At 71.8% G+C, this 15,852-nt stretch carries 11 protein-coding genes; 9 read left to right on the forward strand and 2 right to left on the reverse strand.

The window, feature by feature from the left end:
• Window positions 1-64: 64 nt before the first annotated feature.
• Entirely contained in the window at window positions 65-805 is a 741-nt protein-coding gene (locus tag BLA60_RS30145) for an enoyl-CoA hydratase-related protein (RefSeq protein WP_075136414.1), read from the reverse strand.
• A gap of 465 nt (window positions 806-1,270) precedes the next feature.
• Between BLA60_RS30145 and BLA60_RS30150 the strand changes: the two genes are divergently transcribed.
• Entirely contained in the window at window positions 1,271-2,170 is a 900-nt protein-coding gene (locus tag BLA60_RS30150; RefSeq protein ID WP_075136415.1) for a hypothetical protein, read from the forward strand.
• An 11-nt stretch (window positions 2,171-2,181) separates the two neighbouring features.
• Window positions 2,182-2,841: an extensin family protein gene (locus BLA60_RS30155; protein ID WP_075136416.1), complete on the forward strand. Its 660-nt coding sequence runs from the start codon at window positions 2,182-2,184 to the stop codon at window positions 2,839-2,841.
• Between the two features lie 45 nt (window positions 2,842-2,886).
• Here the strand turns inward: BLA60_RS30155 and BLA60_RS30160 are convergent, their stop codons facing one another.
• Complete coding sequence (locus tag BLA60_RS30160) at window positions 2,887-4,071, reverse strand: ROK family transcriptional regulator (protein WP_075136417.1); 1,185 nt, start codon at window positions 4,069-4,071, stop codon at window positions 2,887-2,889.
• Between the two features lie 132 nt (window positions 4,072-4,203).
• On the opposite strand from BLA60_RS30160, the gene BLA60_RS30165 reads away from it, so the two are divergent.
• The 7 genes from BLA60_RS30165 (at window position 4,204) to BLA60_RS30195 (ending at window position 15,744) form a co-directional block, all read left to right on the forward strand.
• Window positions 4,204-5,328 carry a Gfo/Idh/MocA family protein gene (locus tag BLA60_RS30165; RefSeq protein ID WP_075136418.1) on the forward strand — a complete coding sequence of 375 codons (1,125 nt, stop codon included), beginning with the start codon at window positions 4,204-4,206 and terminating at the stop codon, window positions 5,326-5,328.
• Window positions 5,325-6,818 (forward strand): sugar ABC transporter ATP-binding protein, encoded by a 1,494-nt coding sequence (locus tag BLA60_RS30170; protein WP_075136419.1) that lies wholly within the window; start codon window positions 5,325-5,327, stop codon window positions 6,816-6,818. The genes BLA60_RS30165 and BLA60_RS30170 overlap by 4 nt, the downstream gene beginning before the upstream one ends.
• Window positions 6,819-6,886: 68 nt before the next feature.
• Entirely contained in the window at window positions 6,887-7,828 is a 942-nt protein-coding gene (locus tag BLA60_RS30175; protein ID WP_075136476.1) for an ABC transporter permease, read from the forward strand.
• The gene (locus BLA60_RS30180; RefSeq protein WP_075136420.1) at window positions 7,825-8,856 is read left to right on the forward strand and encodes an ABC transporter permease; all 1,032 of its coding nucleotides are present in this window, start codon (window positions 7,825-7,827) and stop codon (window positions 8,854-8,856) included. Before BLA60_RS30175 ends, BLA60_RS30180 begins: the two co-directional genes overlap by 4 nt.
• A 23-nt stretch (window positions 8,857-8,879) precedes the next feature.
• Entirely contained in the window at window positions 8,880-10,058 is a 1,179-nt protein-coding gene (locus tag BLA60_RS30185) for a substrate-binding domain-containing protein (RefSeq protein ID WP_075136477.1), read from the forward strand.
• On the forward strand, window positions 10,055-10,906 hold the full coding sequence (locus BLA60_RS30190; RefSeq protein WP_154814721.1) for a sugar phosphate isomerase/epimerase family protein: 852 nt from the start codon (window positions 10,055-10,057) through the stop codon (window positions 10,904-10,906). Before BLA60_RS30185 ends, BLA60_RS30190 begins: the two co-directional genes overlap by 4 nt.
• A 62-nt stretch (window positions 10,907-10,968) precedes the next feature.
• Window positions 10,969-15,744, forward strand: a complete 4,776-nt coding sequence (locus tag BLA60_RS30195; protein WP_084735395.1) for a ThuA domain-containing protein — start codon at window positions 10,969-10,971, stop codon at window positions 15,742-15,744.
• Window positions 15,745-15,852: the final 108 nt, after the last annotated feature.

Here is a 15,852-nt window from a genome sequence, read left to right on the forward strand (position 1 = left end):
AGGGTCTTTTGTTCACACCAAACCAACTTTCGCTCCTATTGAACGAAAGTGTCACGCGTAGTGATCATTTAGTGGTGGCGCGGCGACGCAACGACCACATCTGCGAACCCCGCTCCAACTCCAGCGCTGCCGGCCACGACACACCCGGCGGGTCCAGCTCCGCGCGCAGCGACCCCAACACTCGCCGGGACAGCTCCGGATCACGCGCCGCCGAGGCCGCCAGCTCCCGGGCCCGCGCGTCGACCGCCTCGTCGTCGACCGCCTCCCACGCCAACCCCAGCTGTGCCGCCCGCGCCCCGGACACCTCCACACCGAACATCCCGATCGCCGCCGCGGCCTCCCGGCCGACCAGCCGGCCGAGCAACGTGAAGTGCCCGCCGCCAGGATGGATACCGATCCGGGTGAACCCCGCCAGGATCCGCGCGTCGGTCGCCACCACCCGCAGGTCGGTCGCCAGCAACAGGTTCACCCCCGCGCCGACCGCCGCACCGCGCACGGCCGCGATCGTCGGCACCGGCAGCGACCCGACCCGCACGAACGCGTCGTACACCGCCCCCAGCTCGGCGAACCGCTCCGGATCGGCCGGGTCCTCACCTGCCCTGGCCAGCACCTCCCGTTCCGCGCCGGAGCAGAACGTCCCACCGCCGCCCCGCACGATCGCCGCGCCGACCGACCGGTCGGCCGCCACCTGGTCACAGACCTCCACGAGCTGACGGGACGACGTCGGATTGAGCGCGTTGCGGGTCTTCGGCGAGTCGATGGTGATCGTCGCGATCCCGTCGGCGACGGTGAGGTCGATGGTCATCGGTGCTGCTCAGCCTCCCTGCTGGTGATCTGCTGCCGGCACCCTCTCACAGTTCGAACAGGTCGATGTCGGTCTCCAGACTCTCCAGCAAGTCCCACGCCGCCGCCACCAGCGGATGGTCCGGCCCGATCCGGGCGGCCACGGCCCTGACGTCGCGGCGGGGATCAGGTCGAACTCGTCGATGGTGTCCATCCGGCGCAGCCGATCGTGGTTGGCGGCGGCCAGATTTTTCGCGATTCACCAGCTGCCCTCGACAACTGTCTGCGAGAGCAGCTGTGCCTCCCCGTACTCGCCCTGTTCCCGGCACACGGCCAGTTGGGAAGGTTAAAAATTCCCTTACAAAACATCGGGTCAGTCTGTTGCCTGGAACCACGGCGCGCGGTTCGATCTCCCTAGCGGACCACGCTCTCCGGCCCCATCCCTGCACACCGGTCCGCGGGGCCATCCAACGCGAGGAGCAAACACATGTCATCCCCGCAGCAACCGCGATCCCGGCTGACCAGACGAACCTTCGTCGGCGCGGTCACCACCATCGGCGCCGCCGTCGCGACCGGCGCGGTCACCGCGACGAACGCCGCCGCGTCAACGTCGGCTTCCGCTTCGGCGGCGGCCAAGGTCGACACCGCCGTGGGCGTCGCCCGGTTCGGGTCCTCGGTGTACACCCTCGGCCGGGGGTCGCAGGGCTGGGTTCTGGTCGCCGCCAACGGTTCCAGCCGTCCGACGACCGGACTGGACGGCGCCGACGTGCTCGACCTGGCGGGCGGCCCCGGCGGCGCCATCGCGGTCGGCGCGGTGGCCGACGGCGACCGTTCGATCCCGACCGTCTGGGAATCCCGCGACGGGCTCGACTGGCAGGCCATGACCAGCCTGAGCGGACTCGACGGGCACCTCACCGCGCTGGCCGTGCGCGAGCACGACGCGCTGGCGATGGGCTCGCTGCTCACCCTCGAACGCGCGCCGCGCCAACGGATCGCCGTGCGGTACAAGGACAACCGCTGGGAGGTCTCACCGGTCAACGGTCTGGAGCACACCGACGAGTGGACGGCCACCGCGGCCGCCGGCGACCCCGGCGGCTGGATCGTGTCCACAGTGGATTCGGCGGGCAGTGTGCTGGCCACCTCGCCGGACGGGGTCACCTGGACGGCCAGCTCCGGGCTGGTCGACACCTCCATCCGCTCGCTGGCCGTCACCGGCGCCGGGGTGCGCTGGGTGGGCAACGCGATGGGCGGCTCCGGCGCGCTGACCGGTGTCGTCGGTGCCGGCCGCCGGCCGGTCCCGGTGGCCGGTGAGGCCAGGGCCCTCGGTGTCATCGGCGACCAGTCCTACTGGCTGGCCGGCGGACGCATCGTGTCGGCGACGGTCTGAGGAGGACGGACATGATCAGCTTCAGCACCATCGACGGCACCCCGGTCTACTACTGGCGCTCCAACCGCGGCAACACCACCCCGCGCACGTGGTACGTCACCCAGGCCTTCTACGACCGGCTCGTGCTCTGGGTGCGTGACCTGCGCAGCCTGTCCTCGGGCTACGGCAGCGTGTCCTACCTGGTGTCGGCCGGCTTCTACGTCAACAAGGCCGGCCAGCACGGCGCGGGCACCGCCATGGACCTCGACCACGTGCGCTGGTCGGGCGGCACCACCTGCTCCCCGCTGGACCAGGCGCACGCCTCGGGAACCCAGTCGATCCGCCGCCGCTACATCGCCGTCGACGCCGTGTGCCGGCGGCGGTTCCGGTACGCGCTGGACGGCTGGTACAACTCCGCCCACGCCGACCACATCCACTCCGACTTCGGTGACCTGCCGCCCCGGTGCGTGAAGGGGTCCTCCAGCGACTGCAAGTTCGTCCAGGCCATGTGCAACAACTTCATGAACTCCGGCCTGGCCGTGGACGGCATCTGGGGGCCGCTCACCACGAGCGCGTTCAACACCGCGAAGTCCCGACTGGCCGTCACCGGCGACCCGCACACCACCAGCAGCGTGTGGATGTCGATGATGTCGAAGGTGGCCCAGCACGGGTTCGCCAACACGGCCTTCTGAGCCGTTCCTGGTCAGGGGCGGACGCGCCCGTCCCTGACCAGGAACTCAGACCAGCTCGCGGTCCAGGACCATGGGCGAGAGGGCGTGGCGCACCACCATGGCGGCCGCGCCGAGGACACCGGCGTTCGCGCCGGCCTGCGACGGCACGATGCGCAGGTGCTCGGTCGCCAGCGGCAGCGAGCGGCGGTAGATCGACTCGCGGACCCCGGCCAGCAGCATCTCGCCGGCCTGGGCGAGCTGGCCGCCGACCACGATCAGCGACGGGTTGAACAGGCTCACCACCGCCGCGAGCACCTCGCCGATGTCCCGGCCGGCCTGGCGGACCTGCTGGCCGGCGGTGAGGTTGCCGCCGTGCACCAGCGACACGACGTCGGTGCTGGTCTGCGCCTCGATGCCGGCCGTGCGCAGCTTCGCGGCCACCGCCGGACCGCTGGCGACCGCCTCCAGGCAGCCGCTGTTGCCGCAGCGGCAGGGCACCTCGCCCGCGCTGGGCGCCAGGATGTGGCCGAGGTCGCCGGCCGCCCCGACGTCTCCCCGGTGCAGCTGGCCGTTGCTGATCAGGCCGGAGCCGATGCCGGTCGCGACCTTCACGAAGATCATGTTCTGCTCGGTCGGGAAGCACCGCGCGTGCTCGCCGAGCGCCATCAGGTTCACCTCGTTGTCGACCAGCACCGACACCGGGAACTCGGTGTGCACCCTGGCCGGCACGTCGTAGCCGTTCCAGCCGGGCATGATCGGCGGGTGGGTCGGCTTGCCGGTCGAGTGCTCGACCGGGCCGGGCAGGCCGATGCCGGCGCCGGCGACCGGCGCGGTGATGGCGTGCTCGGAGCGCATCCGCCGCCAGGTCTCGGTGAGCAGCCCGAGGACCGCGTCGGGGCCGTCGGCGATGTCCAGCGTCAGCGTCTCGCTGGCCAGCGGCTCGCCGGTCAGGTCGGTGACCGCGACGGTGGCGTGGGTCGCGCCGACCTCGGCGGCCAGGGCCACCCGAGCACTGGCGTTGAACACGAACCGGCTGGCCGGGCGGCCGCCGGTGGTGGCGTCGTTGCCCCAGTCGGAGACCAGGCCGGCGTCCATCAGCGCGTCCAGCCGGGAGCGGACCGTCGAGCGGGCCAGCCCGGTCTCGGTCGCCAGCTCGGCGCGGGTGCGGGCCTGTCCGTCGCGCAGCAGGCGCAGCAGCTCGCCTGGTGACGTCGACCCAGGCGATGTCGTGGTTGCGTGCCCGTCCTGCATCCGTCAATTAAACCCAACGGGCTGACTTCTGCCAGCGGAAACCACCGTTGCACGTGCCAATCGTCGCAATTGGTCAGACCATCAGGAGGCTTTTGATTGACACGCGCCATAAGTACCGATTACGTTCGCCGTATGTCTGTGACCCACCTAACAGCCTCCGGACGAGGGTTGGGGGCGGAGTCCCGGACGCTGCGAGTCGGCGTCGTGGGAGCCGGGTTCATGGGGCGGGTCCACGCCGAAGCCGCCCGCCGCGCCGGGGCCACCGTCGTCGCGGCCACCGCCTCCAGCCCCGTGCGGGCCGACGCGGCCGCCGCCGCCATCGGCGCCCAACGCGGCTACCCCGGCGTCGGTGAACTGCTCGACGCCGCCGAGATCGACGTGCTGCACATCTGCACCCCCAACGTCACCCACGCCCCGCTCGCCGCCGCCGCGCTCGCCGCCGGCGCCCACGTCGTCTGCGAGAAACCGCTGGCCACCGGCGTGACCGAGGCCGGGGGGCTGGTCAGCGCGGCCACCGACCGGATCGCCACCGTGCCCTTCGTCTACCGCTTCCACCCGATGGTCCGCGAACTGCGCGCCCGGCTCACCGCCGGCGAGGCCGGCACCCTCACCACCGTCACCGGCGGCTACCTGCAGGACTGGCTGTCCCGGGCCACCGACGAGAACTGGCGCATCGACTCCGGCCAGGGCGGCGCGTCCCGCGCCTTCGGCGACATCGGCTCCCACTGGTCGGACCTGTTCGAGTTCGTCACCGGCGACCGGATCGCCCGCCTCAGCGCCCGCACCGCCGTGGTCCACGGCCGCGACGGCCAGCGCACGCCCCCCACCGAGGACCTCGCCGCCGTCCTGTTCGCCACGACCCGGGGCCTGCTCGGCACCCTGGTCGTCTCCCAGGTCGCCGCCGGCCGCAAGAATCGGTTGCATCTGGAACTGTCCGGGACCGACGCCAGCTTCGCCTTCGACCAGGAGGACCCCGAACGGCTGTGGGTCGGCCGGCGCGAGGGCGGCCAGGTCCTGCTGCGCGACCCGGACACCCTGCACCCCTCGGCCGCCCGCTACGTCCGGGTCCCCGCCGGCCACGCCCAGGGCTACCAGGACTGCTTCGACGCGTTCGTCGCCGACACCTACGCCGCCGTCCGCGGCGAGTCCCCCGACGGGTTGCCGACCTTCGCCGACGGCCTGCGCGCGGTCCGGGTCACCGACGCGGTCCTCACCTCGTCGGCCGCCGACGGGGCCTGGGTGGAGGTCGCGCCATGACCGGCACCAGCGTGCGGCTGACCGGGATCAGCAAGTCGTTCCTCGGTGTGCCGGTGCTGCGCGGAGTCGACCTGGAACTGGCGCCCGGCGAGGTGCACGCGCTCATGGGCGAGAACGGCGCCGGCAAGTCCACACTGCTCAAGGTGCTCGCCGGGGTCCACCGCCCGGACGAGGGCCGGGTGGAGATCGACGGCGTCGCGCACACCTTCGCCGGCCCGGCCGACGCGCAGCGCGCCGGCATCGGGATCATCCACCAGGAGTTCACCCTGCTGCCGCACCGCAGCGTCGCCGAGAACGTCCACCTGGGCCGCGAACCGGTGCGCCGCCTGCGGGTCGACCGCCGCCGGATGGTCCGCGAGACCGGCGAACTGCTGGAATGGCTCGGCGAGGACGGCATCGACCCCACCGCCGCCGTGTCCACGCTCCCGGTCGCCCAGCGGCAGGTCGTGGAGATCGTCAAGGCGCTGGCCACCGACGCCACCGTGCTCGCCATGGACGAACCGACCGCCGCGCTGGCCGACCACGAGGTCGAGCTGCTCTACGACCTGGTCCGCCGGCTGCGCGAACGCGGCATCGCGATCCTCTACGTGTCCCACCGGATGCGTGAGGTGTTCGACCTCAGCGACCGGATCACCGTCCTCAAGGACGGCGCGTTCGTCGTCTGCGCGCCCACCGCCGAGCTGACCTCGGAGGACCTGGTGCGCCACATGGTCGGCCGCGACCTCAGCGCGCTGTACCCCGACCGCGCGCGACCCGAGGACCTCGGCGAGACCCGGCTGCGGATCACCGGCGGCGGCAACGCCCGCGTCCGCGACCTCGACCTCCAGATCCGCGCCGGCGAGATCGTCGGACTGGCCGGGCTGCAGGGGTCCGGCCGCTCGGCCGTCGCGCGGGCGGTGTTCGGAGTGGAGCCGTTCACCACCGGCACGGTCGAGCTCGACGGCGTCGCGCGCCGGATCGCCGGCCCGCGCGGGGCGGTGCGCCACGGCATCGCGTTCGTCACCGAGGACCGCAAGGGCGAGGGGCTCGCGTTGCGCCAGTCGGTGCGGGACAACACGTTGCTGGTGCGCCGCTCCGCGCTGCGGGGCGCGCGGTCCCGGGTCGCCGCCGACCTCACCGCGCTGCTGGAGTCGGTCGAGGTCGTCGCGCGCGGCGAGCACCAGGAGGTCCGGTTCCTCTCCGGCGGCAACCAGCAGAAGGTCGTCCTGGCCAAGTGGCTGGCCGTCGACCCCAAGGTGCTGCTGGTCGACGAACCCACCCGGGGTATCGACGTCGGCGCCAAGCAGACCGTGCACCAGCTGCTGCGCGCGCTGGCCGGACGCGGTGTCGCGATCCTGATGATCTCCTCCGAACTGCCGGAGCTGATCGGGATGAGCGACCGGATCCTGGTCATGCACGAGGGCCGCCCGGCGGGGGAGCTGCCGGCGGGTGCGAGTGAGGCCGCGGTGGTCGGGCTGGCCACCGGACACGGGATCGGCGAGGTCGCGTGAGCTCGACGACCGAGAAACCGTTACCGGTCAGGTCCGTCCCGGCACAGACCCGCACCCGCCGGTTCACCCTGACGCCGACGGTGATCGTCTACGTGGCGCTGGTCGCCCTGCTGGTCGTGGGCAGCGTGCTGGTCGGCCTCCAGGGCGGCGTGCTGCTCGACCAGGCGGGACTGCTCAACATCTTCACCAGGGCCACCGCGCTCGGCCTGGTCGCCATCGGGCAGACGATCGTCATCCTCACCGGTTCGCTGGACCTGTCGGTGGCCTACCTGGTCGGGCTGACCTCACTGGTCGCCGCCGAGACGATGGCCGGACAGAGCGGCATGATCGTGCCCGGGGTGCTGCTCGCGCTCGCCGTCGCGGCGGTCGTCGGGCTGGTCAACGGCCTGGTGATCACCGTGCTGAAGGCCAACGCGTTCATCGCCACCCTGGGCGTCGCGCTGATCCTGCGCGGCTACCTCGAACAGAACTACACCGGCCCGGCCGGTGACGTGCCGCGCACCTTCCAGCACCTGGGCTACGACCGGGTCGGCCCGGTGCCGGTCGCGGCGCTGCTGATGCTCGGGGTGGCCGGCGCCTGCTGGTGGCTGCTGTCCCGTTCCCGGCCCGGGTACCACATCTACGCCGTCGGCGGGGACGTCGAGGTCGCGCGGCTGTCCGGCGTGCACACCCGCCGCACCATCGTCACCGCGCACGTGCTGTGCTCGGTGGCCGCCGGGATGGCCGGCATCTACCTGGCCAGCCGGCTCGGGTCCGGCGCGCCCTACGTCGGCACCGACGCCGGGTTCGACCTGGAGTCGATCGCCGCGGTCGTGCTGGGCGGGACGCTGCTGGCCGGCGGCCGGGGCGGCATCGTCGGCACCATCGGCGGCGTGTTCATCCTGGCCACCCTGGACACCGTGTTCGACGACCTGGCCGTCGACCCGTTCTTCAAGGACGTGGTGCGCGGCGTCGTGCTGATCACCGCGGTCGCCCTGTACGCACGCGGCATGGTGCGGAGGCCCCGATGAAGCGACCGGCCTGGCGACCGCGACTGGCCGAGGGCACCGCGCCGGTGCTGGCGGTGCTGGTGGCGCTGCTGATCGGGCTGGCGATCGCCGGCCCGGCCTACGACTCGGTCGAGGGCTACCTGGCCCTGCTGAAACGGGCCGCGCCGCTGATGATCCTGGCGATCGGCCAGTACTTCGTGATCGTCTCCGGCGGGTTCGACCTGTCGGTCGGTGCCCTGGTGACCGCCGGCGTGGTGATCGCCGCCCGGCTCATCGGCGGCGACGAGTCGGCGACCGCCTGGGTGATCGTGCTCGTGCTGGCGTTCGGGCTGCTGGTCGGACTGGTCAACGGCCTGATCACGACGAAGCTGCTGGTGCCGTCGTTCATCGTGACGCTGGGCATGCTGCTGGTGCTCGACGGCGCGGTGTTCCTGTGGACCGACGGCGCCCCGCGCGGCGCGCTGTCCACCGCGTTCCGCCAGTTCGGCCGGGGCTCGGTCGACGTGCCGCTGCTGGGTGAGGTGCCGTACTCGGTGCTGATCCTGCTGGTGGTGCTGGTCGCGGCCGCGGTGTTCATGCGCGGCGGCACCGGCCGCGCGCTGGTCGCGGTCGGCGACAACGAGCAGGCCGTGCGGCTGTCCGGCGGGCAGGTCGACCGGTTGCGGCTGCTGGCGTTCGTGCTCTCCGGCGGCCTGGCGGCGCTCGCGGCGATCCTGCTCGGCGGGTTCGCCGGCGTCTCCGCCCAGGTCGGCCAGGGCCTGGAGTTCCGGGCGATCACCGCGGTCGTGCTCGGCGGGGTGCTGCTGGGCGGCGGCCGGGGCTCGGTGGTCGCCGCGACGGCCGGCGCGCTGTCGCTGGAGGCCCTGTTCACCCTGCTCAACCTGCTCGGTGTCGCGGGCGCGCTGGAGTCGGCCGTCCAGGGCGTGATCATCATCGCCGCGGTCGCCTACGCCTCGCTCGGCTCCGGGCTGCGACACCGGCTCCGTCCACGACGAGCCACCACAACCAGCGAACCGCGGGACCCCAGACAGCCCGCATCCACCCCCTAGAGGTTGGCGAGGAGATCATGACGATGAACAGGACACTGCTCGCGGTGGCGGCGGTGGGTGCGCTCGTGCTCGCCGGGTGCTCCAGCGAACTGCCGGCCGAGGACGGGGGCGGGGGCGGCGGGTCGTCGGCGACCGACGCCGCGAAGTCGGAGTTCTTCGACCAGGCCGAGTTCGACCGCCAGTTGGCCTTCCGCGAGGCCAGCGCCGACGGCCCGGCGGACAAGCCGTGGGAGCAGATGATCGAACCGGCGCTGGTGGACACCGCGAAGTTCGCCAAGCCCGGCGGCGGCTACAACCTGTGCTTCTCCAACGCGGCGGTCGACAACCCGTGGCGTCAGGTCGGCTTCCGCACCATGCAGCAGGAGGTCGAGCAGCACAAGGAGATCACCAAGTTCACCGTGCTCGACGCCGAGGCCAAGGACGACAAGCAGATCAGCGACATCCAGTCGCTGTCCGGCCAGAACTGCAGCGCGCTGATCATCTCGCCGAACACCACCGCGACGCTGACCCCGGCGGTCGAGGCGGCGTGCGCGACCGGGGTGCCGGTGATCGTGTTCGACCGGGGCGTGAACACCGACTGCCCGGTGACGTTCATCCACCCGATCGGCGGGTTCGCCTTCGGCGCCAACGGCGCGGAGTTCCTCACCGAGAAGGTCGACGCGGGCGGCAAGATCCTCGCCCTGCGCATCCTGCCCGGCGTCGACGTGCTGGAACAGCGCTGGGCGGCGGCCAACGAGATCTTCGCCGACAGCGAGTTGGACGTGGTGGGCGTCGAGTTCACCGACGGCGACGCCGCCAAGACCAAGAGCATCGTCTCCGACTACATCCAGCGCGAGGGCCAGATCGACGGCGTGTGGATGGACGCCGGCGCCACCTCGGTCGCCGCGATCGAGGCGTTCCAGGACGCCGGGGTCGACGTGCCGGCCTTCGTCGGCGAGGACCAGCAGGACTTTCTGCGCCTGTGGGTCGACGAGGGCCTGACCGCCGTCGCCCCGACCTACCCGACCTACCAGTGGCGCACCCCGGTCATCGCCGCGCTGAAGATCCTCAACGGCGAGCAGGTCCCGAGCGAGTGGGTCCTCCCGCAGCCGACCATCACCCAGGACGACGTGGAGACCTACGTCGCCGAGGACATGCCGCCGCTGCACTACGCCATGTGCGGCTGCGAGAACATGCCCGGCTACCCAGGCCCCTGGAAGTGAGTCCCGTAGGGGTCAACACGTGGGTGTGGACCTCACCGCTGACCGACCGGATGTTGGTCGAGCTGGCCCGGAAGGTCGCCGGGTGGGGGTTCGACGTGCTCGAACTCCCCGTGGAGAACCCGGGGGACTGGACGCCGGCGCACGCGGCCATGGTGCTCGGTGACCTCGGGCTCGGGGCCACCGTGTGCCTGGTCATGCCGCCGGGTCGCGAACTGGTCGGCACCGACCGGTCCACGGTCACCGCGACCCAGGACTACCTGCGCGGGGTCGTCGACGCGGCCGCCGCCGTCGGGTCCACGGTCATCGCCGGGCCGGCGTACGCCTCGGTCGGCCGGACCTGGCGGATGACGGTGGCCGAACGGGCCGCCGCCTACGCCGAACTGCGCGAGCACCTCGCGCCGGTCGTCGAGCACGCCGGCCAGGCCGGCGTCACCGTGGCCGTGGAACCGCTCAACCGCTACGAAACCAGCCTGCTCAACACCGTCGCCCAGACCCTGGAGGCCATCGGCGACCTGCCGCACTGCGGGGTCGGGCTGGACCTGTACCACCAGAACATCGAGGAGGCCGACCTCACCGGCGCGATCTCGTCCGCCGCCGGGCGGATCGCGCACGTCCAGGTCTGTGGCAACGACCGGGGCGCGCCGGGGGCCGACCACCTCGACTGGCCGGGAATTCTCGGCGCGGTGGCCGGCGCTGGCTACGCCGGCCCCCTGTGCATCGAGTCGTTCACCGGGGACAACGCCACCATCGCGACCGCCGCGTCGATCTGGCGGCCGCTGGCCCCCACCCAGGACGACCTCGCCCTCACCGGCCTGGCGCACCTGCGGGAGGTGATGCGCGCGCTCTGACCCCTCGCCCTTCGACGGCGCCGGCACGCCGTAGTGGACATTCACGCGAAACGGAAGCAACGATGCACAGACCCCTTTTGCGGACCGCCCTCGGAGTGCTGTCGGCGAGCGTGTTGCTGAGCGGGCTCACGCCGGCCGCCGCCGCCCAGGCCGACCCGGAGTTCCGGGCGCTGCTGTTCACCAAGGTCGCCCAAGGCGCCTACCGGCACGACTCCATCCCCGCCGCCGTCGAGATGGTCACCCAACTCGCCACCGAGAACAACTTCGAGGTCGTGCACAGCGAGGACTCGACGGTTTTCAACGACGCCGACCTCGCCACCTTCGACGTGGTGGTGATGGTGCAGAACGGCGGCATGGTGTGGGACACCGACGCCCAGCGCCAGGCCGTACGCACCTACGTCAACAACGGTGGCGGCATCGCCGCGGTGCACAACGCCACCGACATGAACATCGAGGCGGACTTCCCGTGGTGGGACGAGTTCGTCAACGGCGGCGCGCACATGACCGCGCACTCCGCCGGCGGCCTGACCGCCACCACCCACCGCATCGACGACGTGCACCCCTCCACCAAGGATCTGCCGGACCGCTGGGACCGGCCCGAGGAGTGGTACAACTTCCACCCCACCATGCGCGGCGAGGTGCACTCGCTGCTGGAGGTCGACGAGGACACCTACGACCCCGGTGGCGAGGCGATGGGCACCGACCACCCGATCTCCTGGTGCCGTGACGCCGAGGGCGGCCGGGTGTGGGCCACCGCCATGGGCCACGCGATCTCCTCCTACTCCGAGCCGCTGTTCCGCCAGCACGTCCTGGGCGGTATCCAGACCGCGGCCGGGGCCGTGCCGGCCGACTGCTCGGCCACCATGGACGCCGGGTTCGAGAAGGTCACCCTCGACGACACCACCAAGGCGCCCACCGCGCTGGACATCACGCCCGACGGGCGGGTGTTCTACACCGAGATCCTCGGCCAGATCCGCCTGTGGGACCCGGAGACCGGCGCCGTGACCACCGCGCTGGACCTGCCGGTGTACGCCGGCGGCGAGGACGGCCTGACCTCGCTGGTGGTCGCGCCCGACTTCGCCGACACCGGACACCTGTACGTCTACTACTCGCCACCGGGCGACGAGGAGATCAACCGGGTCTCGCGGTTCACCGTCACCGGCGACACCGTCGACCGGGCCAGCGAGGTCGTGCTGCTCGACATCCCGGCGTCGCGGCGCGAGGAGCCGGGGCACACCGGCGGCTACCTGGAGTTCGGTCCGGGCGGCAACCTCTACATCGGCGTCGGCGACGACACCAACCCGTTCCAGTCCAGCGGGTATGCGCCGATCGACGAGCGCGACGGCCGTGACCTGTTCGACGCGCAGAAGACCTCGGCGAACACCAACGACCTGCGCGGCAAGATCCTGCGCGTGCACCCCGAGGCGGACGGCACGTACACGATCCCCGAGGGGAACATGTTCGCGCCCGGCACCGACAAGACGTTGCCGGAGATCTACGCCATGGGCTTCCGCAACCCGTTCCGGTTCTCGGTGGCCTCCGACGGCACGCTCCACATGGCCGACTACGGCCCGGACGCGGGCGGCGACAACGCCAACCGTGGCCCGGCCGGGCTGGTCGAGTGGAACGTGATCACCGAGCCGGGCAACTACGGCTGGCCGTACTGCGTCGGCAACGGGATCCCGTTCAACGACTTCGACTTCGCCACCAACACCTCCGGCGCCAAGTTCGACTGCGCCAACCCGGTCAACGACTCGCCGAACAACACCGGCCTCACCGAACTGCCGTCGGCCAAGCCGGCGACCGTCTGGTACGGCAACGGCGCCAACGGCAACGAGTTCCCGGAGATGGGTGACGGCGGCGAGGCCCCGATGGCCGGCCCGCGCTACGAGTACGACCCGGAGCTCGACTCCGACACCAAGTTCCCCGAGTTCTACGACGGCAAGCCACTGTTCTACGAATGGGCCCGCAACCGGATGTTCCTGTTCAACCAGGACTCCGACGGCGGCCTGCTGACCATCGACCCGTGGTACGTGTCCAACACGCCACTCGCTCCGATGGACATGAAGTTCGGCCCCGACGGCGCGCTGTACATGGTGGAGTGGGGCGGCGGCTACGGCCGCGACAACCCCGACTCCGGCGTCTACCGCATCGACTACACCCGGGGCGACCGCCGGCCGGTCGCGCACGGCACGGCCAGCCCGTCCAGCGGCCAGGCGCCGCTGGAGGTCACCTTCACCGGCGACGAGTCGAGCGACCCGGAGGGCGAGCAGGTCAGCTACGCGTGGAACTTCGGCGACGGCGACACCTCGACCGAGGCGAACCCGAGCCACGTGTTCACCGAGAACGGCGTGTACAACGTCCAGCTCACGGTGTCCGACCCGGGCGGCAAGACCGGGATCTCCAACATGACCGTGACCGTCGGCAACACCGCACCGACCGTCGACCTGGCCGCGCCCGTCCACGGCGGCTTCTTCGACTTCGGTGACACGGTGGTGTTCGACTCCACGATCACCGACCCCGAGGAGCAGACCGACTGCGACTCGGCCGTGCTGCGGGTCTCGCTCGGCCACGACGCGCACGACCACCTGATCGACACGATCAACGCGTGCGCCGGCGAGTTCACCACCCAGCACGACGAGGGCCACGCCGACGCGAACGTGTTCTACACCGCCGAGTCCAGCTACACCGACGGCGGCGCGAACGGCCAGCCGGCGCTCACCGGCCGGGACCTGGCGGTGCTCCAACCCAAGCACAAGCAGGCCGAGTACCACAGCTCCTCGTCGGGCACGGCCGTGCAGGCCGACACCGCCGCCGAGGCCGGCAAACACGTCGGGGAGATCTCCGACGGGGACTGGATCGCCTTCACCCCGGTGAACCTGCACCAGATCGACGGCATCGCGGCCAGGGTCAACGGCGCCAGCGCCGGCGGCTCGATCGAACTGCGGGCCGGTGCCCCCGACGGCGCGCTGGTGGCGACCATCCCGGTCCCGGCCAGCGGTGGGTACGTCACCGTGCCTCCGGCCGAGGTGACCGACCCCGGCGGCACGATCAACCTGCACGCGGTGTTCCGCACCACCGCCGACAACCAGTTCACCGTCGACTCGTTCGACTTCGTCGGCAAGGGCGTGTCCAGCAACGCAGCGCCCTACGTCGCGGTGAACGCCACCCCGGCCAGCGGCCCCGCGCCGCTGGAGGTCGAGCTGACCACGACCGTGACCGACCCCGAGGGTGACGAACCGTTCACCTACGCGTGGGACCTCGGTGACGGCACGACCTCCACCGAGGCCAACCCGACCCACACCTACACCGAGACCGGCACCTACACCGCCGAGGTGACCGTCACCGACGCGGCCGGCCGCGCCAAGTCGGTGGCCACCCAGGTGGTGGTGAGCACGCCGCCGATGCCGCCGATCGAGTGCGCCGACCCCGACGCCGCGGTCGATCCCAGCGACGAGTTCGACGGCGACCGGCTCGACGGCTGCCGGTGGGACTCGGTGCTGCGGCCCGACCTGTCGGCCATGCGGATGGCCGACGGGGTGCTCGGCGTGGACACGCTGCCCGGCGACATCAACGGCGGCGCCAACGACGACCCGAACAACTTCGTCCTGCGGGCCGCCCCCGGCGGTGACTGGACCCTGGAGACCCGGCTGCGGGCACCGCTGCACGAGCGGTACCAACTCGCCGGGCTCATGGTCCACGGCAGCGACGACGACTACGTCAAGTTCGACGTCGTCGCGTTCAACGGCGCCGGCTCGACCGTCGACCTGCGGGCGGAGCTGGTGTCGGAGAACGACGGCCAGTTCGGCAACGGCGGCAACCGGTCGGTCACCCTGGGCTCGGGCCCGGAGAGCGGCTGGTGGCACCTGAAGCTGACCAAGTCCGGCAACTCCTACAGCGGCTGGGTCAGCGACGGCGGCACCGAGTGGACCTCGCTGGGTGACGCGGTGACCAACGAGATCCCGAACCCGAAGTTCGGCCTGATGGCCATCGGACCACAGCAGACCCAGGGCCCGGTGACCGTCGACTTCGACTGGTTCCGGGTGTCCGGTGTGGACACCGCGGCACCGGAGGTGGCGGCCGTCGTCTCGCCGGAGCCCGCCGAGTCCGGCTGGCACCTCGCCGCGCCGACGGTGACCCTCACCGCCGACGACGGCGCCGGTTCGGGCGTGGCCACCACCGAGTACCGGATCGACGGCGGTGACTGGACCGCCTACACCGAGCCGTTCACCGTCCCCGGCGACGGCACGCACACCGTCGAGTACCGGGGTGCCGACCGCGCCGGCAACAGCTCACCGGTCGGCCAGGTCGAGGTGAAGGTCGACGCCACCGCACCCGCGCTGGCGGTCACCGGCCTCACCGACGGCGTGACCTACGGGCACAGCGAGGACCGGATCGTCGACTGGACCGCCACCGACGACGGGTCCGGTGTCGGTGAGGTCGCCGCGACGCTCGACGGCCAACCGGTCGCCAAGGGCGCCACCGTGGCGCTGCCAGGGCTGGCGTTGGGCGAGCACACGCTGGTCGTGCGCGCGCCGGACACCGCGGGGCACGTGACCGAACGGACGATCACCTTCACCGTGGGCACGTCGGTCACCGACCTGCAGGCCATGCTCGACCGGCTGCAGGCCGACAACCAGGTCGGCTGGCTGGCCGGCCTGGTGCTGGAGGCCCAGCTCGACCAGGCGCGCCGCGAGGTCGTGGCCGGGCGCACCGACCGCGCGATCCAGTTGCTGAACGCGTTCAGCGGTTCGGTCGCACTGCTGGTACCCGACGCGGAGGCCAAGGCGCTTCTGCGTGCCGACGCGGCGGCCGTGGCGCGGGCACTGCGCGGCTAGCCGAGGTGCGGGGGCGGATGCCGGTCCGCCCCCGGCCCCGGGCCGGCTTGCCACCGGCCCGGGGCACCGCCCGGTCCGTGTTTGTCCGGGAGTCGGTCACGTCCCAAC

It is taken from the genome of Actinophytocola xinjiangensis (assembly GCF_001921215.1).
Classification (GTDB): domain Bacteria; phylum Actinomycetota; class Actinomycetes; order Mycobacteriales; family Pseudonocardiaceae; genus Actinophytocola; species Actinophytocola xinjiangensis.

Excerpts from the sequence above, each read along its gene's own strand:
- BLA60_RS30185 (WP_075136477.1), top strand. The coding sequence starts at position 8,880 with ATGAACAGGACACTGCTCGCGGTGGCGGCGGTGGGTGCGCTCGTGCTC.
- BLA60_RS30170 (WP_075136419.1), top strand. The coding sequence starts at position 5,325 with ATGACCGGCACCAGCGTGCGGCTGACCGGGATCAGCAAGTCGTTCCTC.
- BLA60_RS30155 (WP_075136416.1), top strand. The coding sequence starts at position 2,182 with ATGATCAGCTTCAGCACCATCGACGGCACCCCGGTCTACTACTGGCGC.
- BLA60_RS30180 (WP_075136420.1), top strand. The coding sequence starts at position 7,825 with ATGAAGCGACCGGCCTGGCGACCGCGACTGGCCGAGGGCACCGCGCCG.
- BLA60_RS30195 (WP_084735395.1), top strand. The coding sequence starts at position 10,969 with ATGCACAGACCCCTTTTGCGGACCGCCCTCGGAGTGCTGTCGGCGAGC.
- BLA60_RS30165 (WP_075136418.1), top strand. The coding sequence starts at position 4,204 with ATGTCTGTGACCCACCTAACAGCCTCCGGACGAGGGTTGGGGGCGGAG.
- BLA60_RS30145 (WP_075136414.1), bottom strand. The coding sequence starts at position 805 with ATGACCATCGACCTCACCGTCGCCGACGGGATCGCGACGATCACCATC.
- BLA60_RS30160 (WP_075136417.1), bottom strand. The coding sequence starts at position 4,071 with ATGCAGGACGGGCACGCAACCACGACATCGCCTGGGTCGACGTCACCA.
- BLA60_RS30150 (WP_075136415.1), top strand. The coding sequence starts at position 1,271 with ATGTCATCCCCGCAGCAACCGCGATCCCGGCTGACCAGACGAACCTTC.